At 71.1% G+C, this 24,503-nt stretch carries 18 protein-coding genes; 6 read left to right on the plus strand and 12 right to left on the minus strand.

The genetic code is table 11. The features are described 5' to 3' along the window. Window positions 1-196 precede the first annotated feature (196 nt). Window positions 197-1,024: a GNAT family N-acetyltransferase gene (locus WMF20_RS29925; protein WP_437605304.1), complete on the minus strand. Its 828-nt coding sequence runs from the start codon at window positions 1,022-1,024 to the stop codon at window positions 197-199. 232 nt (window positions 1,025-1,256) lie between these two features. Here WMF20_RS29925 and argG point away from each other — a divergent pair, with 232 nt between their 5' ends. Further along, window positions 1,257-2,609, plus strand: coding sequence for an argininosuccinate synthase (gene argG, locus WMF20_RS29930; protein ID WP_129577632.1), 1,353 nt, complete (start codon window positions 1,257-1,259; stop codon window positions 2,607-2,609). A gap of 111 nt (window positions 2,610-2,720) precedes the next feature. On the opposite strand, the gene WMF20_RS29935 is transcribed toward argG, so the two are convergent. Next, a complete protein-coding gene (locus tag WMF20_RS29935; RefSeq protein ID WP_437605305.1) occupies window positions 2,721-2,849 on the minus strand; it encodes a hypothetical protein in 129 nt (42 codons plus the stop codon). Here WMF20_RS29935 and WMF20_RS29940 point away from each other — a divergent pair. Beyond that, a complete protein-coding gene (locus WMF20_RS29940) occupies window positions 2,848-3,207 on the plus strand; it encodes a phage holin family protein (RefSeq protein ID WP_129581701.1) in 360 nt (119 codons plus the stop codon). The two genes, WMF20_RS29935 and WMF20_RS29940, sit on opposite strands and share 2 nt — an antisense overlap. A 93-nt stretch (window positions 3,208-3,300) precedes the next feature. Here the strand turns inward: WMF20_RS29940 and WMF20_RS29945 are convergent, their stop codons facing one another. Continuing rightward, window positions 3,301-4,284: an aldo/keto reductase gene (locus WMF20_RS29945; RefSeq protein ID WP_437605306.1), complete on the minus strand. Its 984-nt coding sequence runs from the start codon at window positions 4,282-4,284 to the stop codon at window positions 3,301-3,303. Between the two features lie 65 nt (window positions 4,285-4,349). After that, entirely contained in the window at window positions 4,350-6,134 is a 1,785-nt protein-coding gene (locus WMF20_RS29950) for a MutS-related protein (protein WP_437605307.1), read from the minus strand. Between the two features lie 127 nt (window positions 6,135-6,261). Between WMF20_RS29950 and WMF20_RS29955 the strand changes: the two genes are divergently transcribed. Beyond that, entirely contained in the window at window positions 6,262-7,338 is a 1,077-nt protein-coding gene (locus tag WMF20_RS29955) for a BON domain-containing protein (RefSeq protein WP_437605308.1), read from the plus strand. Between the two features lie 232 nt (window positions 7,339-7,570). Here the strand turns inward: WMF20_RS29955 and WMF20_RS29960 are convergent, their stop codons facing one another. The 6 genes from WMF20_RS29960 to WMF20_RS29985 form a co-directional block, all read right to left on the minus strand. Then, window positions 7,571-9,271, minus strand: coding sequence for a protein kinase domain-containing protein (locus WMF20_RS29960; RefSeq protein ID WP_437605309.1), 1,701 nt, complete (start codon window positions 9,269-9,271; stop codon window positions 7,571-7,573). 532 nt (window positions 9,272-9,803) lie between these two features. Then, the gene (locus tag WMF20_RS29965) at window positions 9,804-10,613 is read right to left on the minus strand and encodes a class I SAM-dependent methyltransferase (protein WP_437605310.1); all 810 of its coding nucleotides are present in this window, start codon (window positions 10,611-10,613) and stop codon (window positions 9,804-9,806) included. A 171-nt stretch (window positions 10,614-10,784) separates the two neighbouring features. Continuing rightward, window positions 10,785-11,837, minus strand: coding sequence for a 3-oxoacyl-ACP synthase III family protein (locus WMF20_RS29970; protein WP_129577636.1), 1,053 nt, complete (start codon window positions 11,835-11,837; stop codon window positions 10,785-10,787). 260 nt (window positions 11,838-12,097) lie between these two features. Next, window positions 12,098-12,724 (minus strand): endonuclease III domain-containing protein, encoded by a 627-nt coding sequence (locus WMF20_RS29975; protein ID WP_437605311.1) that lies wholly within the window; start codon window positions 12,722-12,724, stop codon window positions 12,098-12,100. Window positions 12,725-12,732: 8 nt separating this feature from the next. Next, window positions 12,733-13,479: a c-type cytochrome gene (locus WMF20_RS29980; RefSeq protein ID WP_437605312.1), complete on the minus strand. Its 747-nt coding sequence runs from the start codon at window positions 13,477-13,479 to the stop codon at window positions 12,733-12,735. Continuing rightward, the gene (locus tag WMF20_RS29985; RefSeq protein WP_437605313.1) at window positions 13,476-14,711 is read right to left on the minus strand and encodes a YncE family protein; all 1,236 of its coding nucleotides are present in this window, start codon (window positions 14,709-14,711) and stop codon (window positions 13,476-13,478) included. Before WMF20_RS29985 ends, WMF20_RS29980 begins: the two co-directional genes overlap by 4 nt. 269 nt (window positions 14,712-14,980) lie before the next feature. Between WMF20_RS29985 and WMF20_RS29990 the strand changes: the two genes are divergently transcribed. Then, window positions 14,981-16,591 (plus strand): metallophosphoesterase, encoded by a 1,611-nt coding sequence (locus WMF20_RS29990; RefSeq protein ID WP_437605314.1) that lies wholly within the window; start codon window positions 14,981-14,983, stop codon window positions 16,589-16,591. A 49-nt stretch (window positions 16,592-16,640) separates the two neighbouring features. Here WMF20_RS29990 and WMF20_RS29995 read toward each other — a convergent pair whose 3' ends face one another. Both WMF20_RS29995 and WMF20_RS30000 read right to left on the minus strand, forming a co-directional pair. Then, window positions 16,641-17,378: a 4'-phosphopantetheinyl transferase family protein gene (locus WMF20_RS29995; RefSeq protein ID WP_437605315.1), complete on the minus strand. Its 738-nt coding sequence runs from the start codon at window positions 17,376-17,378 to the stop codon at window positions 16,641-16,643. Next, on the minus strand, window positions 17,379-18,224 hold the full coding sequence (locus WMF20_RS30000) for a metallophosphoesterase family protein (RefSeq protein WP_437605316.1): 846 nt from the start codon (window positions 18,222-18,224) through the stop codon (window positions 17,379-17,381). 232 nt (window positions 18,225-18,456) lie between these two features. On the opposite strand from WMF20_RS30000, the gene gltB reads away from it, so the two are divergent. After that, window positions 18,457-23,064 carry a glutamate synthase large subunit gene (gene gltB / locus WMF20_RS30005; RefSeq protein WP_437605317.1) on the plus strand — a complete coding sequence of 1,536 codons (4,608 nt, stop codon included), beginning with the start codon at window positions 18,457-18,459 and terminating at the stop codon, window positions 23,062-23,064. Beyond that, window positions 23,057-24,496: a glutamate synthase subunit beta gene (locus WMF20_RS30010; protein ID WP_437605318.1), complete on the plus strand. Its 1,440-nt coding sequence runs from the start codon at window positions 23,057-23,059 to the stop codon at window positions 24,494-24,496. Before gltB ends, WMF20_RS30010 begins: the two co-directional genes overlap by 8 nt. Window positions 24,497-24,503 lie beyond the last annotated feature (7 nt).

A 24,503-nucleotide genomic window follows, 5' to 3' on the forward strand; every position in this document is an offset into this window, starting at 1 on the left:
GGGCCTCGGGGGGGGGAAAGGCCACGCCAGCGACGCTGGGATGCCTTAGAGCACCGAGCGTGCCATGGCGTGATTCCGTCGTAGTCGGGCATTTCGCAGGGTTGTCCGGGGCGATCGTTGCGCTTCTGCAATTGCAGCGCTGCACACCTGCAAAATCGGCGAGCCGCGAGGACAGTCTTGCGGCGCCACGGAAAGCTCAGGTCGGCAATCGCGAGCTCCCCCCTCGTTGCACAAAAACACCCTTGCTGTAGGCCATGAAGAACCCGAGCCGCAGGGCGTTGCGCTCCGTGGGGATACCCGGGCTCGCGCTGATGCACGCCAGAAGGCGACCCCGCTCGCGCACCCGCTCCAGGCGGCGGACGATGAGCAGCTGCTGAATGCCGCGCTCGCGGAACCGGGGGAGCACCGAGGCGCCGAAGAGCGCGGCGCCGTCGCCGGCGATCTCCACGCTGCCGCCGCCGGCGGGCTCGCCGTTCACGAGCGCCAGGTACGAGTCGCAGCCGGGCTGCGCGACGACACGGCGGGTGATCTCGAAGAGCGCCGGCGTGATCGGCTCGTCCTCGGCCCTGAAACCGCTCGTCGACACCTCGATGAACGCCCGGACCTGCGCCTCGTCGCGCGGATCGACGCGCACGATCTCGAGCCCCGCGGGGCCGTCGTGCGGCACCAGCGCGCGGAGATCCTCGTCCGGCGCGAGCTCGCGCGCGAGCACGTTCTCGAACTCGCGCAGCACGAACCCGCGCTCGGCGAGGCCGCGCACCAGCGACTCGTGCGCGAAGGGGCAGACCTGGATCTGCGGCTCCATGCCCCGCGCCGCGTAGAACGCCACGAGGCGATCGAGGTCCTCGTCGGAGACGGGCCCATCGAGCCCGAGCCCCGCGGCGAAGTTGCCCCAGGAGCCGTCTCCATCGAAGGCCATCCACCCGCCCGCGATGGGCTCGGCGCAGGCGACCACGGAGGAGGTGCCGAGCGCCAGCCGGCGCTCCTCGATCCGGGCGATCTCGACGTACGAAAGCTTCGGCATGGGCGTGTACCTCATCGGAGAAGAGAAGGGCTCGCGTGACGCGGCGCCCACCATCCTAGTACCTCGCCGCCCGAGCTCTCCCCGGTTCCAGAGGGCGTCGGGCCGCTCGGCGCGGCCTCCCGGGCGGCGCGCTCGGCCGCCGACGGCGCGCCGCCCGGCAGCGGCCGAGCGCGCCGCCGCCCCACGATCTCCGCTCGCGCGCCCGCGCGCGTTGCGACTATGCTGCGCTGCCATGAGTAGGATCTTCCGTTCACTTCCCCCGGCCGGCACCCACCTCGGCATCGCGTTCTCGGGCGGGCTCGACACGCGGTGCGCGGTGGCGTGGCTCTCGCGCAACGGGCTCAAGGTGCACGCGTACACCGCCGACCTGGCGCAGCCGGACGAGGACTCCCCCGGCGACATCCCGCCGATCGCCCTGCAGCACGGCGCCGTCTCCGCCAAGCTGGTGGACTGTCGCGACGCGCTCGTCCGCGAGGGCATCCTGGCCATCCAGTGCGGCGCCTTCCACCTCTCGACGGGCGGCAAGAAATACTTCAACACCACGCCGCTCGGCCGCGCGGTGACCACGACCGCGATCGTGCGCGCCATGCGCGACGACGACGTCCACGTCTTCGGCGACGGCAGCACGCACAAGGGCAACGACATCCAGCGGTTCTATCGCTACGGCATCTTCGTCGACCCCTCGCTCAAGATCTACAAGCCCTGGCTCGACCCGAAGTTCGTGGGAGAGCTCGGCGGGCGCAAGGAGATGAGCGAGTACCTCGAGCGCCACGGCCTGCCCTACCGCATGGGGACGGAGAAGGCGTACAGCACCGACGCAAACGTGCTCGGCGCGACGCACGAGGCGAAGGATCTCGAGCACCTGAACACCGGGATCAAGATCGTCCAGCCCATCATGGGCGTCGCCTCCTTCCGGCCGGAGGTCGCCATCGAGGCCGAGACGGTCACGCTCGGGTTCGAGCGCGGCGTCCCGACGACGATCAACGGCAAGCGCTACGGCTCGCTGTTCGAGCTGTTCGTCGAGTGCAACCGGATCGGCGGGCGCCACGGGCTCGGCATGAGCGATCAGATCGAGAACCGGGTGATCGACGCGAAGAGCCGCGGCATCTACGAGGCGCCGGGCATGGCCCTGCTCCACGCCGTCTACGAGCGGCTCCTGTCCGCCATCCACAACGAGAACACCCTGGACGTGTACTTCACCCAGGGCCGTCGCCTCGGGCGCCTGCTCTACGAGGGCAAGTGGTACGACCCCGAGGCCATGATGCTGAAGGACGCGCTCTCGCGCTGGATCGCGCCCGGCGTGACCGGCGAGGTGACGCTCGAGCTGCGCCGCGGCGACGACTACAGCATCCTGAACACGCGCGCCGATTACATGGCGTATGCGCCGCACAAGCTCTCGATGGAGAAGGTCGAAGAGGCCTATTTCACCCCGGAGGACCGCATCGGCGCGCTCGAGCTCCAGAACCTCTCGGTGACGGACAATCGCCAGCTCTTGATCCACCTCATCGAGAGCACCCAGGCCCTCGGCCCGGGCGGCGCCCCCGCCATCGGCGAGCTGCTCGGCGGCGACAAGCCGAAGGAGTGACCGGGCGAGGAGGCGCGCTTCCTCGCCCTTCGCCGCGCGCTGCGCGGGCGCGCGCCGCCTGGCCGCCGGAGCTGCCCGGCTGCTCACCCGGAGCTGCTCACCCGGAGCTGCTCACCTGAAGAAGTCCGGGCGAGCCCCCCTCCTGTACCGGGCGGGGTTGCGCTCGGTCCACACCTGGGTCACCAAGAACGGGCGAACGCCGGCCCGCCGCGAGCGGTGCCGGCCCAGGGAGGTGGTCATGAAGACGCTCATCATCCAGGCGCTCGCCGCGGGCATCGCGGTCCTCATCGGCGCGAAGCTCATGCCCGGCGTGCGGATTCGCAGGACCCAGACGGCGCTCGTCGTCGCCGCCGTGTTCACGCTGCTGAACCTCCTCCTCGGATGGCTGGTGAAGTTCCTGGTCGCCGTGGCGCTCCTGCCCGCCGCCATCCTCACGCTCGGCCTGGCCTACCTCTTCTTCGGCCTCGTCGTGAACTCCGTGCTGCTCTGGGCGACGGACAAGCTCATCGACGACTTCGAGATCCGGGGCCTCGGCCCGCTCTTCGGCACGGCCGCCCTGGTCTCCTTCGCCGGGTGGCTCCTGCCGCGCATCCTCTGACCTGCCCCCGATCTCCCGGCCGACACGGGCCGCACGGCCAGCGGGCGGAGCCGCGCCGCGGCGCCGTCGGCCGCGGCGCTCCTCGCCGAGGGCCTACCAGCGGTGGTGAACCGCGGCCCGCAGCCGGCGATCGTAGATCTCGCGGATCTTCGCCATCGTCTCCGGCGGTAGGGCGGGCAGGTCCGCCGCGCTCGCGTTCTGGTCGACCTGATCGGGCCGCTTCGCCCCGGGGATCACGCACGTCACCGCGTCCTGCATGAGGATCCACCGCATCGTCCACGCGCCCATGCTCACGCCGGCGGGCACGAGCGGGCGGAGCTCCTCGACCACCTCGAGGCCGAGGTTGAAGTCGACCCCAGAGAACGTCTCGCCCTTGTCGAACGCGGCGCCCTCGCGGTTGAAGTTGCGGTGATCGTCGGCCGCGAACGTCGTCGCGGCGCTCATCTTGCCGGTGAGCAGCCCCGAGGAGAGCGGCAGCCGCGCCAGGATCCCGACCTGACGGCGCTTCGCCTCGGGGAAGAAGAGGTCGGCCGGGCGCTGCCGGAGCACGTTGTAGATGATCTGCACCGACTGGACGCCGGGATAGTCGATCGCCTTGAGCGCCTCTTCCACCCGCTCGACGCTGACCCCGTAGAAGCGGATCTTGCCCGCCTTCACCAGCCGATCGAGGGTGTCGAACACCTCGGGCCGATAGTAGACGTCCGTCGGCGGGCAGTGCAGCTGGACGAGATCGAGCGCGTCCGTCTCGAGGTTCTTCAGGCTGCGCTCGACGAACGCCGTGAAGTTCCCCTCGTTGTAGCTGTCCGCCGTGTGCGGGCTCAGCCGCCGGCCCGCCTTCGTCGCGATGACGATCTCCTCGCGCCGCTCCCGCCGCAGGCGCGCGAGCAGCCGCTCGCTCCGGCCGTCGCCGTACACGTCCGCGGTGTCGAAGAAGTTCACGCCGCGATCGACGGCTCGGTGCAGCGCCGCGAGCGACTCCTTGTCGTCGACGTCGCCCCAGGTGCCCCCGATCGCCCAGGCGCCGAAGCTCACCGAGGAGATGCGGAGACCCGTTCTGCCAAGAGGTCGATATTCCATGGCGGCGCATACAACCAGATTTTTCCGCCCCCGGCGAGCGCGCCTTTCCACCGGACCGCGCGCGCTCAGGCGGGCTCGACCCCGCGGCGGCGGTGCGCGCGCTTGCTCCGCTCGACGAGCGCGACGAGCTCCTCGCGCGTGACGCCGAGCCGCGCCGCGGTCCGATGCGCGAGCGACGTCCGGGCGACCCCGTCCACGAACTGGTACGTCGGCCACTGCTGCGCGTCGAGCTCGACCTGCAGGAACACGAGCCGATCGACGGGCCGCTCCCGCTCGAGCCGCGCCGCGAGCTCCAGGAAGTGCGTCGTGATGAAGGCCTGGGGGCGGAGCTCCGCGAGGAGCGAGATCACGAGCTGGAAGATCTCCTCGCCCTCCGACGGGTTCGTGCCTGAGCAGAGCTCGTCGAGCACCACCATGTCGCCGACCTGCATCGCCTCGAAGAGCGACCGGATGCGCAGGAGCTCCATCCCGAGGCGGCCCTCGCTCTGGTCGGCCTGCGCCTGCTCGATCAGCGACACGAAGAGCCCGTGGCACGGCGACAGGCGGGCCTCCGCGGCCGGCACGAAGAAGCCCGCCTGACCGAGCATCTGGGCGAGCGAGAGCGCCTCGAGCAGCCGCGTCTTTCCCCCCGAGTTCGGCCCGGTCACGATGACGGTGGCGTCGTGGTGCTCGGTCGCGATGTCGCACGCGACGATGCTCGCCGAGGTCGCGAGCAGGAGCGGGTTGAAGAGCCCCCTGAGCGCGCGCCCGGGGGCCTCGTCGCGCGCGCCGGTGGGCCAGGCGAGCTCGGGCAGGCAGACGGCGAGCCCGGCCGCGCGGGCGCGCTCGCGCAGCGCGAGGCCGGCGAGGTAGAACTCGAGATCTCCGAGCAGCTGGACGAGCGCGACGAGATCGTCCTCGATGCCGTCGAACACGCCGTTGACGTAGCGGGCGAGCACCTCGTCGTCGCTGAATCGATATCCGCGCCACAGCATCACGAGCTTCGTGACCACGCGCCCGATCGGCGACTGATAGAAGCGGTTCTCGCTGTTCTCGCGGATCGACAGGGCGCGGAGATCGCGGACGTGGCCGTCGGCGCCGACGCGGATCCGGACCTCGAGCGTCGCGAGCCCCTCGTCGTACGCGAGCAGGTCCGCGAGGCGGCGGTACGCCTCGGTCTCGCGCACGGCCGCGCCGAACGCCGGGAGCCGCGCGAGGCCGGAGCGGGCGCCCGCGAACCCGTCGGCGAGCGCGTCGAACGCCTCCTTCGCGGCGACGAGGATGTCCAGCCGGCGGCGGCTGCCCTCCCGGCGGGAGATGGAGATCGTCTCCAGCTGGCTCACCCAGCGGCGCAGCGCCGCGTAGGCGCGCGCGAGGTCGCGGCGCAGCGCCTCCGAGCCGGTGAGCTCCCGGAAGATCTCGCGCCGGAGCTCGACCGTGTCGCGGTCGCTCGGCGGCTGGGAGAGGGCGCGGCCGAGCAGCGCTGGGCTCGGGATGCGCGTGCGCCCCTCGGTCGTGAAGTGCAGGCAGCCCACGATGAGCTCCTGCAGGAAGACGTGCTGCGCGAAGCGGGCCGGGTCCCAGGTCGACGCGGGCAGCGACGCCGACTCGACGTGCCGGTCGAGCGCCCCCGCGGGCGCGCCGCCCGCGAAGGCGAACGCCAGCGACTCCTTGACGGCCCGCGCGTCGACCCGGAGCGCCGGCCGGTGGGAGAGGAGGTCGGGCGCGGCGCGCTGACCGGGCGAGGCGTCTGGCAGGACGGGTTCCGGCGGCGCCGCGCTCACGATCTCGAGCCTACGATGGGTCGGGCCGGAGCGCTCGTCCAGCGTCCGGCGCCGCCGCTCTGCGGTGGCCAGGGAAGGTCTCGGCATGGCGGTCCCGACACGCGCGCCGCGCGGTTGTTCCCGAGCGGCCGGGATCGACCGCGTTCATGGCACGGCGCCTGCCTGGGTGTGCGGCCGGAGAGGCACCATGAGCTATCGCTGCACGATGAGCAGAATGCGCTGGTTCTCCGGCGCAACCGTCCTTGCGCTCGCCCTCGTCGGCACCGCCTGCAGGAGCGAGAGCGAGAGAGCGGAGGGAGCGGTCCGCGAGCCGGGGGACCGGAGCACGGGCGACAGGAACGCTCCGCCTGAAGGCCAGCACCAGAAGCCCGGCCAGGAGTCGCGCGAGCAGGCCGAACGCGTGGGCAACAAGGCCGAGCAGCTCGCCCGGGAGGGCCAGGAGCTCGGCCGGGAGGCGCGCGAGCAGGCCGAGCGCGTGGGCGAGAAGGCCGAGCAGCTGGCCGAGCAAGGGCGCGAGGTGGGCCGCGAGGCCAACGAGCAGATGAACCGGGTCGGCGAGCAGACCGGCGCGCTGAAGGGCGACCGGGGCCCGGGCACGCACGAGCAGGCGGCGCCGACGCCGGCGCCCAGAGACCAGGGCGCGCCGCAGGGCCGAGAGGCGCAGGGCCAGATGCAAGGTCGAGAAGCGCAGGGCCAGACGCAGGGCCGAGAAGCGCAGGGCCAGACGCAAGGTCGAGAGACGCAGGGCCGAGAGGCGCAGGGCCAGACGCAGGGCCGAGAGGCGCACGGGCAGACGCAGGGCCGAGAGGCGCAGGGGCAGACGCAGGGCCGAGAAGCGCAGGGCCAGACGCAAGGTCGAGAGACGCAGGGCCGCGAGGCGAAGGGGCAGACGCAAGGCCGCGAGACGCAAGGCCATACCGGCGGTGCCAGAGACAAGGGTCAGGCTGGAGGCGCCGTCGCGAGCACGCGCGACACGTGGACGCAGGAGGCGAAGGACAACGATTACCAGGTCAGCTTCAACCGCGACGGCTCGGTCGTCGCCACCAAGGAGTCGAAGGGCTCGGGCGAGCGGCAGGCCGATGAGGCGCTCCGCAACGCGGTGGGCGGCAAGCTCGCGGACAGCGACCACGAAACGGTGAAGAAGCTGAGCGTGACGGTGCACAACGGGGTGGTCACGCTGCAAGGCAAGGTCGCCAGCGTGAAGGAGGCGACCGAGGCGGTGAAGGAGGCCATGGAAGCCAAGGGCGTCACCAAGGTGATCTCCCAGATCCACTACGGATCATCGCCGTGACCTCGTCGCTCCAGCTGCCATGAGCGCCGGGCACGCCGAGGGGGAAGAATTCGAACCATAGAGGCATAGAGGGCACAGAGGAGAGAGAAATAGCCTTTCTCTCTCCTCCCTCTGCGCCCTCTGTGCCTTTGTGGTTCCTTTTCTCTTCTCTCTTCTCCTTGGTTCGGCGACGCCCTCCCCGTCTTCGCCCCACGGGTGCTCTCGGCCGTGGACGCCGCCTGGACTCGACCGTTCAGTTCGTGGGCCGCAGCTTGACGGAGCGCTCGACCGACTCGTTCGGGGTGAGCGTCAGCATGATCGTCTCGTCGAAGCTGCCGGACCGGGACACCACCACGACCTGCGTGCCCACGGGCAGCTCGGTCTTGAGCGGCGTCTTGCCGAGCGTGTTCCCCTTCCAGCTCACCGTGGCGTCGGGCGGGTCGCTCGCGATCACCACGCTCACCTTGGGGGCCTCGTCCGGCTTCTTCTCGACGGCCTCCACGGCCTCCGCGCCGCGCGCAGCGGCGGCGGCCACCGGAGGCTCGACCGCGGGCGCGCGCTTGCTCGCGACGAGCAGCGCGCCCCCGGCCACCGCGGCCAGCACGGCGAGCCCGGACGCTCCGAGCAGGTAGCCGCGCCTCGAGGGCGACGAGGGCACCGTCGTCGTCGCGCGCAGGCTGACCGAGTCGCTCACCGGGGTCCTGGGCCGCTCGACGCCCGAGCCTCGCTCGATGCCCGAGCCCCGCTCCATACCCGAGCCTCGCTCCAGACCCGAGCCCCGCTCCATACCCGAGCCCCGCTCCATACCCGAGTTGCTGGGCTCGCCGACGTAGGGGAGCCTGCCGCCCGAGCGAGAGCTCGACGGACCCGCCGAGAGGCCGATTCCGCTCAGCGTCACCTGGCCCGAGCCATCGCTCATCATCATCGAGCTCGTCACCCGCTCGATCTGCGCCTTGATCTGCTGGCGGATGCTGGCCCTGCTCTCCGCGAAGATGCCCCGCATGCAGGCGCCGAGGAACTCCCCACGCACGTCCTCGCCCGACCACTGCAGGTAGCTCTCGAGCACGTCGCACATCTCCTGCGCCGTCGCGAAGCGCTTCGACGGGTCGCGCTCAAGGGCCTTCGCGGCGATCTGGTCGAGCGCGATCGGGATCCCCGGCACGACGGTCGAGAGGCGCGGAATCTTCCCCAAGAGGAGCTGATGCATCACGGTGATCTGATCGCCCTCGAACAGCCGCCGCCCGGCGAGGAGCTCCCAGAACACGACGCCCACCGCGAAGATGTCCGCCCGGCGATCCACCGTCTTGCCCGCCGTGACCTGCTCGGGCGCCATATAGGTGAGCTTGCCCTTGAAGGTCCCGCTCTCCGTGTTGGAGGAGTTGACGGCGGCCTTGGCCACGCCGAAATCGACGAGCTTCACCGCGCCGTCGTACGTGATGAAGATGTTGTGCGGGGAGACGTCGCGATGCACGATCCCGAGCGGCTTGCCATCGAAATCGCAGAGCTCGTGCGCGTAATGAAGGCCGCGCAGCACATCGGCGACGATCCGGATCCACGTGCCGCGCACCAGCCCGCCGGTGCCGGACGCCCGATCCATGGCCGCCTTCATGACGCGCTTGAGCGGCTGGCCCTCCAGGTACTCCATGACGATGAAGTACCCTTCCTGGTCGCTGCCGACCTCGTAGGTCTGGACGACGTTCGGGTGGTTCATGCGCGCCGAGAGCTTGGCCTCGTCCATGAACATGAGGACCTGGCGATCCTCCTCGTCCGCGAAGCTGCGGAGGCGCTTGACGACGACCAGCTTGTTCACGGAGGCCGGCCCGTGAGCCATGGCGAGGAAGACGTCCGCCATCCCCCCGCGGCCGAGCTTCGCAATCGGACGATATCGGCCGAGCCCAAGCTGGGTCGGCGTGTCTCTGAGGATCGACGCTCCCTGTTCTCCGATCACACCCACCTCAGTATGCAAAATTCATTAATTGTGCGTCCAAGTCAATACGAAGAGTTTGCGTTTTCGTCATCGGAGCAACAGACGCAGCGGGCCCGGTGAAGTGAAAAACCTGGAGCCGTGTGGTCGAGAGAGATGCAAGACGACATCCGAGCACATGCGCTCACGCGTGCTCCGCGCACCCGCGCACTGCTCGATCGCCGCGCGGCCGCCGCGATCGCCGCTTGTTCGCTGCTCGTTCCCGGTTCCCCGCTCCGCGTTCGATGGCTGCTCGTTGGCCGCTTTTACGGCCCCTTCGCGCTTCTTTCGACGGACGCTCGCCGGAGGGGAGCCGGTGCAGCCGAGCCGTGAACGTGGCTTTCCTGCCGGCGACGGCGCCAGGTGGACCGCGCTGCCGACGCGGGGATCGCCGCAGGCGGTGATTCAAACGTAACAAAGACAACGCCGTGTGCAACGCGCCACGGCGCGCTCGGTCGAAAATCCGACAAGGTCCGCGCGCCGAGCGCGACAGTGCGCCCGGCGCCCCGGCCGCGCAACGGCGCTATCGCCGGACCGCGATGACGCCGGCGAGCTCGAAGTCGAGCGGGATGCCGTCGGGCTCCCGGTAGGCCTCCAGGCGGGCCGCGAACTCGTCGCAGAGCGGCTGCAGCACCTCCGGAGGGAACTCCCGCAGGGCGGCGTGGGTCACGAACCCGCTCTCCTGCAGCCAGCTCGCCACCTGCGCCCCGGAGCCGAACCACAGCCGGAACCGGTGGGTCCACGCCTCCACGGTGCGGAGCCCGCCGCGCTGGAGCGCCTCGCTGACCTGCCCGGGGCTGTCCGGGACCGGCAGCGCCACCCGTCCCAGGTTGAGCTCGTCGATCATCCGGCAATAGACCGCATAGGCCTGCGGGGTGCTGCTCGAGAGGTTCGTCAGGATCCCCGCGCGACCGCCGGGCCGGACCATCCGCCCGAGGCACGGCAGCGCTGACCGCCAGTCCAGGTAGGCAAGACAGAAGCGCAGCGTGACGACATCGAAGCTCGACGCCTCCGCGCGGCGGATGAAGAGCTCGGCCTCGGCGCGCCTCGTCGAGAGCGCGAGCCCGGCGGCCCGGGCGCGGGCCCGGGCGGCCCGGAGCATCTCCTCGGAGCAGTCGACGCCCACGACCTCGCCGGGCGCGACCCGCCGGAGCATCTCCACGGTCTCGATCCCCGTGCCGCACCCGAGGTCGGCGCACCGCGCGCCAGGAACGAGCGCGAGCCCCGCCGTGAGCCGATCCTGAGGCTCCCTCATGTGGCGCCCCCATCGGTCGTCGTACCGCTCCGCGATCCGGTCGTACACGGACCGCACCAGCTGATTCGCGCTGTGCACCCCCGCCGCGCTCCTTCCCTGCTCAGGCGGCCGAGGCGCGCTGGATCCAGAGGATCCGGCGGGATCTGACGGTTCAGACCGGCGCCCCCCGCCGCCGGCCCGCAGGCGAAGCGAGAACGATGCCAGGCCCAGCAGGGCGCCGGGCCGGCGATTTATGTACAGCCGCTCAGCTCAGAGCTTCCAGAGCGCGCAGCCCCAATGGACGCCGGTCCCGAGCGCGAGCACCATGGCGAGCTGCCCCTTCTTCACCCTGCCGGCGCGCATCTCCTCGTCGATGAGGATGGGCACGGTGGCCCCGCTCGTGTTGCCGAATCGGTCGATGTTGCTCGGGAGCTTCTCGACCGGCACGCCGAGGTCCTTGCGGATGTGCTCGTTGATGCGGCCGTTCGCCTGGTGCGCCAGGAACACGTCGATCTGCTCGATCGAGACGCCCTGCGAGGCGCAGAGCTCCCGCGCGGTCGCCGGGAGCTTCGTCACCGCGAACTTGAAGAGCTCGCGGCCGTCCATGCGAGGGATGTGGGCGTCGTCCTCGAACGAGCTCTGCTTCCAGTACGGCCGCGCGCGGAAGCCGCCCCCGGGGACGTAGAGGAGCTCGGCGAAGCGCCCGTCGGAACAGATCTTGTTGCCGCGCAGGCCCGCGTCGCGGTCGGTCGCGCGAAGGACGAGCGCGCCCGACCCGTCCCCGAACAGGACCGCGAGGTTCCGGTGGCGGTCGGCGCGCGCCCGCGCCTCCGGCGTGGCGGAACGGCCGTTCTTCGGGTCGAGCGCTCCCCAGTCCTCCCAGGGCATGAAGCCGGCGTGCGCCTCGGCGCCCACGAACAGGATGGTCTTGGCGGCCCCGGTCTGGATGAGCCCGTCGATCGTCTGGAGGCCGAACAGCATCGCGGCGCACTGCTGCCGGATATCGAGCGCAGGGACGCCGGGGATGCCCAGCTTCGCGCCGAGCAGCGCCCCGGAGCCGGGAAATATGTAGTCCGGCGTCATCGTGGCAAAGAGGATGTAATCAATCTCCGACGGTGAAATGCGCGCGGACTCGATGGCGCGCTTCGCCGCCTCGCACGCCAGATCGCTCACGCCGACTCCGTCCGGCGCATAATGTCGCTGGCGGATGCCAGAGCGCTGGTAAATCCACTCGTCGGAGGTCGTGATCACCCGCGCGAGGTCGTCGTTGGTGACAGGTTCGCCGGGCACGTAGTGCCCCGTCCCGATGATCTCAAATCCCATCTTTGCCACAGAGCTGCCTTACTCGAACCGCACGCCCGCGGCGACCGGGAACCGCACGCGGCCGCGCCCGAAACCCGACGGCGCGACGCGGCGCGCCGCACGCCCCCGCAGCCGCATTCAGGCCGCCGCGGGAGCGGTGCGCCCTGCTTGACGGCCGCTGGCGCTCCGGATAGCCTGTCGCCTCCCTGGGCGCGCTGGGTTCGCCGCTGAGCCGGGCCGACCGGCGCCGACGCCGACGACCGAGCGGCGAGCGCGCCGCCTCAACGCCGGCGCGCGGCCCAGCTGCAGATCGGGCAGCCGGACATATCGTGGCGCAGCGCCGGGCAGTGCTCGCGGCCGAAGTAGATGATCTGCAGGTGGAGCTTGTTCCACCGCTCGGGCGGGAACGTGCGCTTGAGGTCGCGCTCCGTCTCGACGACGTTCTTTCCGGAGGACAGCCCCCAGCGAGACGCGAGCCGGTGAATGTGGGTGTCGACCGGGAAGGCGGGGTGACCGAAGGCCTGCGCCATGACCACCGAGGCGGTCTTGTGACCGACCCCCGGCAGGGCCTCCAGGGCCTCGAACGAGGCGGGGACGACGCCGCCGTGCTCGGCCGCGATCCGCTCGCTCAGCGCCTTCAGGTGCCTCGCCTTCGTGGGCGCGAACCCGATCCTCCGGATGAGCTCGGCGATCTCCTCGGTCGGCACGGCCGCCATCTCGGCGGGCGTCCGGGCGCGCGCGAGGAGCGCCGGCATCACCGCGTTTACCATCTTGTCCGTGGTCTGCGCGCTGAGCATCACCGCGACGAGCAGCGAATACGGGTCCTCGTGGACCAGCGGAATGGCCGGCTGCGGGTACAATCGATCGAGGATCTCGGCGATCCTCTCGGCTTTCTCGGCGCGCTTCACGGGCGGCGTCAGGGCAGCGCGTAGAACGAGAGGAGATCGCCGAACTGCTCGTCGGAGAGGACCTCGAGCGAGAAGGGCGGCATCTGCCCGCCGTAGCCGATGAAGCCGCCGTGGCGGACCTTCTCGACGAAGACCAGCCGCCGCTCGCGCTCGGTGTACTCGCCGAGCGGGTGCTCCTCGAGGGTCTGATCGGGCAGCGCCGGCGCCCGCTCGACGAGCCGCCCTTCCCCCGAACGAGCGCGCCCGTGGCACGAGGCGCAGGCGCGATCGTGGATGAGCGCGCCCTTCCCCGGATCGCCGGGCGGCGGCTCCCTCAGCCCGTAGACCGGCGTGAACGGGACGGCCTCGGCCGCGTCGCCGTCGCTGGGGAGCGATTCCAGGTAGGCGTACATGGCCCGCGCAGCGGGGTCGTCCGCGGCCCAGGGCAGGTCCTTGGTCATGAAGTAATAGAGGCAATGGTTGATCGCGCCGAGGAGATCGACCTCCTGGCCACCCCAGTAATGCGGGCGATCCACGGCGCCGGCGAGCGGGGCGCCGGGGAGCATGGCGTCCCCCGCCTCGCCGGCGATCGCTTCATGGCACGTCGAGCATGAATAACGATTGAAGCGCGTCTCCGCGATCGAGGGGTCCCGGAAGAGCGCCGCGCCGTGCTCCACGGCCGTCGCGTCGACGATCTTCGTCTCCGGATCGCCCGCGCAGCCGCAGGCGAGCGCCGCGAAGGCGAGCGCGGCGAGGGCGAGGGAGCGCGGCCTCACGGCGCCTCCGCCGCGACGCGCGCGAACGCGTCGGGAAAGAGGCCCACCTCGGCGTCGCTGCGCGTCTCCAGCGTCTCGGGATCGAGCCGGAGCACCCGGCCGGGGGTCTCGGTCTGATCGCCCTCGCAGACGAGGAAGAGCCCGTCTCCCCCGTCGTAATCCACGACGTGCGGCTTCTCGCAGACCCCGGTGAGATCGCGGTAGGCGAGCTCGGCGTTGCCGTTCGCCACGTCGATGAGCGCGATCGCGTCGGGCGTCTGGGTCGGCACGTAGAGGCGGCTCCCGTCGGGGGTCCACGCGACGAAGTACGGCGCGCCGATCAGCGTCAAGATGGACTGGGGCTCCCTGAACGACTCCGACGCGACGTCGAAGAAGCGCACATCCCGGCTCTTGGTGTTGCTCACGGCGATGGTCTTCTGATCCGGGGACATGACCGCGGCATAGGGGGCGTAGGACGAGTCCCACTCGGCAGGGAGCGGCCCCACGGGCACGCGTTTCACCTCGGCGCCGGGGTCGGTCAGGTCGACGACCGCGAGGACGTCCTCGCCCTCGCAGGCGACGTAGGCGCGTGCGCCGTCCGGGCGCGAGAGGGCGATCCCGTGCGCGGTGATGCAGGTCGGGATGAGCACCGGCTGGGCCGAGCCCGAGCGTGAGATCTCGTCGGGATCGATCACGGCGATGGACGAGCGCGCCGCCTCGATGTCGTGGGGGTTGTCGATCGCGCGCTTGAGATCGTAATGAGAGACGACCACGCGGCCGCCATCCTCGGAGATCACGATGTCGCCCGGGTTGGGCTCGACGCGCACCTGCCCGAGGACGCGCATGTCGTCGAGCGCGAGCTTCTGGACATAGCCGGCCATCGCGCTCGATCCGTGGGTCGCGTGGGGGCCGATCGTGCCGGCGAGGACAGGGTACGACAGCGCGACATAGACCGCGTTTCCCGGAGCGTCCACGGCGACATGGTGAGGCCCGTCGATCGTCACCGGATCGCGGCCCACGGGGTAAACGCCGAACCGCTCCCCCGTCGCGAGCGAGATGAGGGAGAGCGTGTCGGAGCGGCTGTCGCTCACCACGCCCATGCCCCCCTCCGGAACCGTGATCTTCGGGCGCCGATCCGGATAGGCGTCCCCCTCGTAAGGACCGTAATGGGTCTCGATGATGGGATCGGGCTCACCGCAGCCCGCCAGCGCCACCGCCGCGAGCACGAAGCCCACAAATCGCGAAAGGACCATGTGATGACCTCGAGAGGAGCGCCCGGAGCCCGGACGCGCCGCATCCTAGCAGCCGCCGGCGCGCTGGCCGCGGCTCCGCCCTACCATGGTTCAGCCCGCCCGTGCGCATCAACGTGACGCCACGCGGCGCCGCCGGCGTCACGTGGGATGGTTAACCCTCATTCCGGAAAGTCTCTTTTCATTGCCTGATGATGACCGACGACACGATCGCTACCGCTCGAATGAACATTTCTTGATCAGGCGCTGCTGTCTTGTCATGTAAGGAAGCGATGAGCCAGACACGAGCAGGGAGCACGGCAACGGCGGAGCTCGTCCGATCGCTCGGCGCACGCGCGCGCCGAGGTGGCCCCGCGGCGGTCCTGTCCCTCGCGCTCGTGGCGGCCTGCGCGGCGGAGGAGTCCGTCGATCCCGCGCCCACGCCTGCGCCGACGCCGCTGCCGGCGCTCGCCGACGCGCCGCCGCTGACGACCGAGCGAACCCTCGTGCCGCGCGCCGCGGTCGCCGATCCGCCGGCGAGGAACCCCGCGGTGCCGGCGCAGATCGAGCAGATGCTCGCGGAGGGCTACGGCGAGCTCGAGATCGGGCCGGGGCTGCCGCTCGCGCCGGCGACGCTCGACGGAGCGCCTCCGCCGCCGCGCGGCCCGCGGCCGAAGCTGCTCACGCGGTTCGTGCACCTCGCCGACACCCAGCTCGCCGACGACGAGTCGCCCGCGCGGCTCGCGATCTTCGACTCGCCCGCCATCGGCTCGGCCTTCCGCCCGCAGGAAGGGCACGAGTGCCGGATCCTCAACGCCGCCGTCCGCACCATCAACGCGCTCCACCGGAGCACGCCGCTCGACTTCGTCCTGCTCGGCGGCGACAACGCCGACAGCGCGCAGACGAACGAGATCGCGTGGTTCACGGCCATCCTCGACGGCGCCGAGCGCGTCGAGTGCGACTCGGGCGACGACGACGATCCCGTCCAGGGGCCGGACAACGATCCCAAGGATCCGTTCGTCGCCGAGGGGCTGCTCGTGCCGTGGCGCTGGGTGACCGGCAACCACGACGTCCTGCACCAGGGGAACTTCCCGGTCGACACCCGCGCCGCCATCGCGACGGGGAGCATCGCGGACGGCGGGACGCGCGACTGGTCGCGCCCCGGCGGTCCGGTGGTCACCGGCGAGGTCGTCCCCGATCCGCGGAGGGCGCTCCTGAGCCGCACCGCGCTGATGGATCAAGTGGCGGCCGCGGGCGACGGGCACGGGATCGGGCCCGACGCGCAGGCGTACGGGAAGGCGTTCTACGAGTTCGACGTGAAGGACACGCCCGTGCGCGTCCTCGTGCTCGACACCGCCGCCGAGACCGGCGGCCCGGGCGGCGTGATCCTCCAGGCCGACGTCGACCGGTTCATCCGCCCGGCCCTCGACCGCGCGCGGCGCGATCGCAGGTGGGTCGTCCTCGCGTCCCACCACGCGTCGCGCCTGCTCGGGGACGGCTCCTTCGCCGCGACGGGCACCCCCGCCGTGCCCGGCGCGCTCACCGTCGAGGCGTGGCAGTCGCTCGTCGGCGGCTACGACAACGTGCTCCTCCACCTCGCGGGCCACACGCACGTGCACCGGGTGACCCCGGTGACGCCGAGCGGCGGGCACGCCTACTGGGAGCTCGAGACCTCCGCGCTCGCCGACTACCCCCACCAGGTCCGCGTCATCGAGATCTGGGACGAGGACAACGGCTCCGTCGCCATCCGAGGGGTCGCCCTCGACTACGCCGTCGACGGCGACCCGGTCGCCGCCGAGGGGCGCCGCCGCGCCGTCGTGGACGTCACCTCCGGCTTCGGCAGCGACGGCAGCGGCGAGCCGTCGTGGCGCAACGTCGAGCTCTCGATCGCGCGGCCGGACTGAAGGCGCCGCGCGGGCGGCCCGGGCGCCGGTCAGCGGCCTCGGCCGCCGCTCATCCGTCGCGGAGCGGCACCGTCTCCCGGAGCTCGATCGACAGCGGAGGCGCGCCCCCCGTGCGGATGGCGGCGGCCATCGTGTGCCGCGCCGAGGGCTGGTAGAGCGCGAACTGCCAGGCCGAGCGATCGTCGCCGAGCCGCGGATCGAACGAGATGCCGATCGACGGTCCGTCGTCGAGGTGGAACGAGAACTGGTCGAGCGGGATCGCGAGCCCCATCCCGCGCGCCTTGATGTACGACTCCTTGAGCGTCCAGTACTCGAAGAAGCGCGCGCGCTGCCTCTCCGGCGGCAGCGCGCGCAGCGCGCGCACCTCGGCGGGCGAGAAGAAGCGGTCGGCGATGTCCACGGCGCTGCTCGAGCGCTCGGTGTCCTCGACGTCGACCCCCACGTCGCGGTCCAGCGCGACCAGGCAGGCGATGAGCCCCCGCGTGTTCGACAGGTTGAACCGCAGCGGCGGCCCCCCCGGCGGCCCCGCGATCTGCGGCCGGCCAAATTCGTTCCGGACGAACGTCCACGCCTCGGGCGCGACGTCCGCGTACTTCGAGAGGACCGTGCGCACGAGCGCGCGGGTGAGCAGGTACTCGTGCCGGTTGTCGGCGAACAGGAAGCGCGCCTGCTGCGCCGCCTCGTCCGGCGCCATCAGCCGGTGGTACGCCGCGAGGAGCGCCTCGTCGCGGACCGGCTCGGAGAAGACGTACCAGAGGTGCGCGGCGCCGGGGGCGATCTCGAGCATCTACGTCGCCCCTGGCAGCGGCGCCGCGGCCGCGGGCCCCGGCAGGATCTCCCGAAGGCAGCTGTCGGCGGTGAGGCCGATGGGCCGCTGGCGCGGGTAGCCGAACGAAACCTCCTCGAAACGAACACCATCGATCCAGTCGGTGCGGGGGATGTGGAGGTGGCCTGAGACGACCACCCGCGCGCGAAAGCGCGTGTGCCAGTCGTGCGTGCGCCGCGTCCCGCACCAGATCGAGAAGCGCGGGATGTACCGCAGGCGCACGAGCTCTTCGCGCAGCGGGAAGTGGTTGATGAGCACCGTGGGGTGCGCCTCGATCGCGGCGAGTCGGGCCTCGGTCTCGGCGAGGCGGGCCCGGCACCACTCAGGCCGGCTCGCGTACGGGGCCGGGTCGAGCAGCTCCTCGTCGCTGCAGAGGACGCCGCTCTCCATCGCCCACGCCACCGCGTCGAGCTCGGCCACGCCGGCCGGCCGGAAGCTGTAGTCGTAGAGCAGGAACATCGGCGCCAGCACGTGGGGCCCGCCCTCGCCCTCCCAAAGCACGTACGGGTCCTCGGGCGTAATCACCCCGCGGCTCCGGCATAGCTCGACCAGCCGATCGTAGCGGGCCCGGCCGCGCGGCCCGCCCCGCTCACTCGGCATCGTATAGAGCTCGTGGTTGCCCGGCGCCCACACGAGCTGCGCGAACCGGGGGCCCAGCGTGTCGAGCACGTAGAGCAGGTGCTGCTCCGTCTCCCCGAGGTCGCCAGCGAGGATCAGCCAGTCGTTCGGGCGCGGCGTCATGCGCTCGAGGGCCGAGCGGTTCTCCGCATAGCCGACGTGGAGATCACTGAGTGCGAAGAGCTTCATGCTAATGACACATCACCGGCGGCCGGGCCAGCGGGCCCGCCATCCCCACCTTCACCACGGGCGGCGACGGGCGTCCACTGCCGCGCGCCGCCCCCCGCGGCCCATCCGGCCCGGGGAGAGGGGGGCCGCGCCCCCCGGGTTTTGCGCCCGGTTCCGGGTGAGCTGGCGCGCCGCATTAACTAGGGCTCCAATCCTTGTGCAACATGTGCTACGCGCGTGTGAAGTCAGCACCATGCCTCTGCCCCAACGACAAGGTCTTTACGATCCGGCTTTCGAACACGACGCATGCGGTCTCGGATTCGTCGCCACGCTCCGCCGTGAAGCGACGCACGAGGTCGTTTGCCAAGCGCTCGAGATCCTCGAAAATCTAACCCATCGCGGCGCCGCGGGCTGCGACCCCTGCACCGGCGACGGCGCGGGCATCCTCCTCCAGATCCCGCACGAGCTGTACGCCGCCTCCCTAGCTTCCCTGGGCATCGAGCTGCCTGCTCCCGGCGACTACGCGGTCGCGACGGCGTTCTTCTCGCAGAGCCCGTCCCGGCGCCGCCAGTGCGAGGCGATCCTCGAGGCGGCGGTCGTGCACCACGGCCAGCGCGTCCTCGGCTGGCGCGACGTCCCCATCGACGACGGGGCGATCGGCCCGGTCGCGCGCGACTCGCGCCCCGCGATCCGCCAGCTGTTCATCGGCAGGGTCGCGCCTCGCCAGTCCTTCGAGCAGGTCCTCTATGCGATCCGCAAGCGCGCCGGCCGCACCGCCCACGCGGATGACTTCTACCTCGCGTCCTGTTCGTCGCGGACGGTCGTCTACAAGGGCCTGATGCTCGCGGAGCAGGTCGCGGCGTTCTACCCCGATCTGTCCGACAAGCGCACCGTGTCGCGGCTCGCGATGGTGCACTCGCGCTTCTCGACGAACACCTTCCCCACGTGGGAGCGCGCGCACCCGTACCGGGTCATCGCGCACAACGGCGAGATCAACACGCTCCGCGGCAACACCGCGTGGATGTCGGCGCGCGAGGCGCTGCTCAAGAGCGATGTGTTCGCGAACGCGATCGAGGACTTCAAGCCGATCATCCGCCTGGGCGGGTCCGACTCGGCCGCGCTCGACAACGTGGTCGACTTCCTGCTCGCGAGCGGCCGATCGCTGCCGCACGTGATGATGATGCTCGTGCCCGAGGCCTGGGCGCTCGACCCGGACATGTCGGCCGAGAAGAAGGCGTTCTACGAGTACCACGGCTGCCTCATCGAGCCCTGGGACGGCCCCGCGGCGCTGTGCTTCACGGACGGACGGCTGATCGGCGCGACGCTCGACCGCAACGGGCTGCGCCCGGCGAAGTACGTCGTGACGAGCGACGGGCTCGTCGTGCTCGCGAGCGAGTTCGGCGTGCTCGACATCGAGCCGGCGCGCGTGATCCAGAAGGGGCGCCTCCAGCCGGGCAAGATGTTCCTCGTCGACACGAGCGAGGGCCGCGTCGTCAGCGACGACGAGATCAAGCGCCGCGTCGCGACCCAGAAGCCGTACGCGGCGTGGGTCGCCGAGAACAAGATCGACCTGCGCGCCCTCGAGGACGTGCCGAGCCTCTACACCATCCCGCACGCGGATCTGCGGACCCTGCAGCAGGCGTTCGGCTACACCGACGAGGACCAGCGGATGATCCTCGCCTCGATGGCGACCCTCGGCGAGGAGCCGGTGGGCTCGATGGGCATCGACATCCCGCTCGCCGTCCTCTCCGAGAAGCCCCAGCTGCTCTTCCGCTACTTCAAGCAGCTGTTCGCGCAGGTCACGAACCCGCCGGTCGACCCGCTCCGCGAGGAGATCGTGATGTCGCTCGTGAGCTGCGTCGGCGGCGAGGGCAACCTCCTCGAGGAGACGCCCCGCCAGTGTCGGATGCTCGAGCTGCCGCACCCGATCCTCACGCAGGACGACCTGTCGAAGCTGCGCAAGAACGTCTTCCCCGACTTCCGCGCGGCCACGCTGCCCATGTACTTCGCGGTCGACGGCGACCCGGAGGACAACCTGCGCAGCGCGCTCGCGAAGCTCTGCAAGGACGCGAGCCGCGCGATCGCCGACGGGGCGAGCATCCTCATCCTCAGCGACCGCGGCATCGACGAGACGCTCGCCCCCATCCCGAGCCTGCTCGCCATGGGCGCCGTGCACCACCACCTCATCAACGAGGGGACGCGCACGCGCGCCGGCATCATCGTGGAGACCGGCGAGGCGCGCGAGGTCGGCCACATGGCGCTGCTCATCGGCTACGGCGCCGGCGCGGTGAACCCGTACCTCGCGTTCGAGTCGATCGCGTCGATGTGCCGCGACAAGACCCTCGGCCCCGACCTGTCGCCGTCCGCGGCGAGCTCGCGGTACGTGAAGGCGCTCAAGAAGGGCATCCTGAAGATCATGTCGAAGATGGGGATCAGCGCGCTGTCCAGCTACCAGGGCGCGCAGATCTTCGAGGCCATCGGCATCGACCAGATCGTCATCGACGCGTACTTCACCGGCACGGCGTCGCGCGTCCGCGGCGTCGGGCTGCGCGAGATCGCGGAGGAGGCGCTCGCGCGCCACCAGGCGGCGTACGGCGAGCGGGCGCGGACGCACCTCGACGTCGGCGGCCACCACCACTTCCGCGTGTTCGGCGAGCGGCACCTCTGGACGCCGCAGTCGATCTCGACGCTCCAGCGGGCGGTCCGCCTCGACGACGCGAAGAGCTACGCCGAGTACTCCGCGATCATCAACGAGCAGCAGGAGCACCCGATGTCGCTCCGCGGGCTGTGGGACTTCAGGCCCGCGGGCCCGCCGGTGCCGATCGAGGAGGTCGAGCCCGCCGCCTCGCTCGTCAGGCGCTTCGCCACGGGCGCCATGTCCTTCGGGAGCATCTCGAAGGAGGCGCACGAGACCCTCGCCGTCGCGATGAACCGCATCGGCGCGCGGTCGAACACCGGCGAGGGCGGCGAGGACCCGGCGCGCTTCATCCGGCTGGCGAACGGCGACTCGAAGCGGAGCTCGGTGAAGCAGGTCGCGTCGGGGCGGTTCGGCGTCACGGCCGAGTACCTCGTCAACGCCGACGAGCTGCAGATCAAGATGGCGCAGGGGGCCAAGCCCGGCGAGGGCGGCCAGCTCCCGGGCCACAAGGTCGACGCGGTGATCGCGAAGGTGCGGCACTCGACCCCAGGCGTGACGCTGATCTCGCCGCCGCCGCACCACGACATCTACTCGATCGAGGATCTCGCGCAGCTCATCTTCGACCTGAAGAACATCAACTCGAAGGCGCGCATCAGCGTGAAGCTCGTCGCCGAGGCGGGCGTCGGCACCATCGCCGCGGGCGTGGTGAAGGCGCACGCCGACGTGGTGCTGATCAGCGGCGACTCGGGCGGCACCGGCGCCTCCCCGCTCACGTCGATCCACCACGCGGGCGTGCCGTGGGAGCTCGGGCTGGCCGAGGCGCACCAGGTGCTCGTGATGAACGGGCTCCGCGGCCGGGCCATCGTGCAGACCGACGGCAAGCTGATGACCGGCCGGGACGTGGCGTTCGCCGCCTTGCTCGGCGCCGAGGAGTTCGGCTTCTCCACGGCGCCGCTCGTCGCGGCGGGCTGCATCATGATGCGCAAGTGCCACCTCAACACCTGTCCAGTGGGCATCGCCACGCAGGACCCGGAGCTCCGGAAGAAGTTCACCGGGGCGCCGGAGCACGTCATCAACTTCTTCTTCTACGTGGCGGAGGAGCTCCGGCAGATCATGGCGAGCCTGGGCTTCCGCACCCTGACCGAGATGGTCGGGCGCTCGGACTGCATCGTGCAGCGGCGCACCGGGCTCCACGCGAAGGCGAGGAAGATCGACTGCTCCGAGGTGCTCTACCGCCCGAAGGAGGCCCTCACGAGCCCGAACCACTGCGTCGAGCCGCAGGACCACAAGCTCGACCGGGTGCTCGACCTCAAGCTCATCGAGCAGGCGCGCGCCGCGATCGACGGCGGGCCGCCCGTCGTCATCGAGACGCGCGTGCGGAACTCGGACCGGACGATCGGCGCCATGCTGAGCGGCGAGATCGCGCGCCGCCACGGCAGCGCCGGGCTGCCCGAGGACAGCATCGTCGTGAAGTGCGCCGGCAGCGCCGGCCAGAGCTTCGGCGCCTTCGCCTCGCAGGGCATGACGCTCGAGCTCGCCGGTGACGCGAACGACTACGTCGGCAAGGGCCTGTCGGGCGGCGTCGTGGCGGTGCGCCCGCCGCGCGAGGCGCCGTTCAAGCCGGACGACCAGGTCATCGTCGGCAACGTCGTGCTCTACGGCGCCACGAGCGGCCGCGCGTTCTTCAACGGCCGCGCCGGCGAGCGCTTCGCGGTCAGGAACAGCGGGGCCACCACCGTCGTCGAGGGCGTGGGCGACCACGGCTGCGAGTACATGACGGGCGGCACCGTGATCATCCTCGGCACGACCGGCCGCAACTTCGGCGCCGGCATGAGCGGCGGGCTCGCCTACGTCTTCGACGAGGACGCCCTCTTCGAGGCGCGCTGCAACAAGGAGATGGTGCAGCTCGAGACGATGACCGCGGCCGACGCCGAGTCGGTGCGGGCGCTGCTCGAGGAGCACGTGCGGCGCACGGGCAGCCGGAAGGCGACCGAGCTGCTCGACTCCTGGCAGGCCGTCCTGCCGAAGTTCGTGAAGGTCGTCCCGAGCGAGTACCGGCGCGCCCTCGAGGCCGCGGCGTCGCCCGCGACGAACGGGGCCGACGCGTCGAGCGGGATCGTGTCCCTGCTTTCACCCTCCACCCCCTACGTTTCCACTGGACGTTACATCCCCGCCAACGCGGGTCCCGCGAGCACGGGAGAGAGGTCGGCCGCCCATGGGTAAGGTACGAGGCTTCCTCGAGATCCAGCGGGTCGACATCAAGAAGCGGCCCGTCTCCGAGCGATTGAACGACTGGCAGGAGTTCGAGCTCCCGATCCCTGACGCCGAGCTGCGCGATCAGGCGGCGCGGTGCATGGACTGCGGCATCCCGTTCTGCCACGACGGGTGTCCGCTCGGGAACCTGATCCCCGACTGGAACGATCACATGTTCCGCGAGCGCCTCCCCGAGGCGATCGCGGCGCTCGACGCGACGAACAACTTCCCCGAGTTCACCGGCCGCGTGTGCCCGGCGCCGTGCGAGGCGTCGTGCGTGCTGAACATCGAGGGCAAGCCGGTCACGATCAAGAACGTCGAGCGCGGCGTCGCCGATCGCGCCTTCGAGCGGAACCTGGTCGCGCCGGTCATCGCGAAGCAGCGCACGGGCAAGAGGGTCGCGGTCATCGGGTCGGGCCCGGCCGGCCTCGCGGCCGCGCAGCAGCTCGCGCGCAAGGGGCACGACGTGACGGTCTTCGAGCGCGACGATCGCATCGGCGGCCTGCTCCGTTACGGCATCCCCGACTTCAAGATGGAGAAGCACCTCATCGACCGCCGCATGGAGCAGATGCAGGCCGAGGGGGTGACCTTCCGCACCGGCGTCCACTGCGGCGTCGACGTCACCGGCGACGCGCTGCGCGAGCAGTACGACGCCATCGTGCTTTGCGGCGGGGCGCGCCGGCCGCGCGACCTGCCGGTCCCGGGCCGCGAGCTCAAGGGCGTCCACTTCGCCATGGATTTCCTGACGCAGCAGAACAAGCGGGTCGCCGGCGACGTGATCCCCGACAGCGAGGCGATCCTCGCGACGGGCAAGCGCGTGGTCGTCATCGGCGGCGGCGACACCGGCTCGGACTGCCTCGGCACGAGCCATCGCCACCGCGCGGCGCACGTGACGCAGCTCGAGCTCCTCCCCCGTCCGCCCGAGCAGCGCTCGCTCACGAACCCGTGGCCCGCGTGGCCGCTCATCCTCCGCACGTCGTCCTCGCACGAGGAGGGCGGCGAGCGCGACTGGTCGGTGTCGACCACCGGGTTCGTCGGGGACGAGCACGGGAACGTCCGCGCCCTCAAGGCGGCGCGGGTGAGCCTGGAAGGCGGGAAGTTCGTGCCCGTCCCGGGGAGCGAGTTCGAGATCCCGTGCGAGCTCGTCCTGCTCGCGATGGGCTTCGTCGGCTCCGAGCGCGAGGGGCTGCTCGAGCAGCTCGGCGTCGCGATGGACCAGCGCGGCAACGTGAAGGCCCCGGGCGGGCGCACGAGCGTGGAGGGCGTCTTCGCCGCCGGCGACATGTCGCGCGGCCAGAGCCTCGTCGTGTGGGCGATCGCGGAGGGGCGCAAGGCCGCCGAGGCGGTCGACGCGTACCTGATGCAGCCGGCGAAGCGCCGGCTGGCGCTCGCGGCGGGCTAGGCTCGTC

The sequence above is a fragment of the Sorangium sp. So ce834 genome, from assembly GCF_051521425.1.
Lineage (GTDB): Bacteria > Myxococcota_A > Polyangia > Polyangiales > Polyangiaceae > Sorangium > Sorangium cellulosum_D.

Excerpts from the sequence above, each read along its gene's own strand:
- argG (WP_129577632.1), top strand. The coding sequence starts at position 1,257 with ATGAGTAGGATCTTCCGTTCACTTCCCCCGGCCGGCACCCACCTCGGC.
- WMF20_RS29940 (WP_129581701.1), top strand. The coding sequence starts at position 2,848 with ATGAAGACGCTCATCATCCAGGCGCTCGCCGCGGGCATCGCGGTCCTC.
- WMF20_RS30000 (WP_437605316.1), bottom strand. The coding sequence starts at position 18,224 with ATGAAGCTCTTCGCACTCAGTGATCTCCACGTCGGCTATGCGGAGAAC.
- WMF20_RS29970 (WP_129577636.1), bottom strand. The coding sequence starts at position 11,837 with ATGGGATTTGAGATCATCGGGACGGGGCACTACGTGCCCGGCGAACCT.
- WMF20_RS29985 (WP_437605313.1), bottom strand. The coding sequence starts at position 14,711 with ATGGTCCTTTCGCGATTTGTGGGCTTCGTGCTCGCGGCGGTGGCGCTG.
- WMF20_RS29995 (WP_437605315.1), bottom strand. The coding sequence starts at position 17,378 with ATGCTCGAGATCGCCCCCGGCGCCGCGCACCTCTGGTACGTCTTCTCC.
- WMF20_RS29925 (WP_437605304.1), bottom strand. The coding sequence starts at position 1,024 with ATGCCGAAGCTTTCGTACGTCGAGATCGCCCGGATCGAGGAGCGCCGG.
- WMF20_RS29935 (WP_437605305.1), bottom strand. The coding sequence starts at position 2,849 with ATGACCACCTCCCTGGGCCGGCACCGCTCGCGGCGGGCCGGCGTTCGC.
- WMF20_RS29950 (WP_437605307.1), bottom strand. The coding sequence starts at position 6,134 with ATGCCGAGACCTTCCCTGGCCACCGCAGAGCGGCGGCGCCGGACGCTG.
- gltB (WP_437605317.1), top strand. The coding sequence starts at position 18,457 with ATGCCTCTGCCCCAACGACAAGGTCTTTACGATCCGGCTTTCGAACAC.
- WMF20_RS29955 (WP_437605308.1), top strand. The coding sequence starts at position 6,262 with ATGCGCTGGTTCTCCGGCGCAACCGTCCTTGCGCTCGCCCTCGTCGGC.
- WMF20_RS29990 (WP_437605314.1), top strand. The coding sequence starts at position 14,981 with ATGAGCCAGACACGAGCAGGGAGCACGGCAACGGCGGAGCTCGTCCGA.
- WMF20_RS30010 (WP_437605318.1), top strand. The coding sequence starts at position 23,057 with ATGGGTAAGGTACGAGGCTTCCTCGAGATCCAGCGGGTCGACATCAAG.
- WMF20_RS29945 (WP_437605306.1), bottom strand. The coding sequence starts at position 4,284 with ATGGAATATCGACCTCTTGGCAGAACGGGTCTCCGCATCTCCTCGGTG.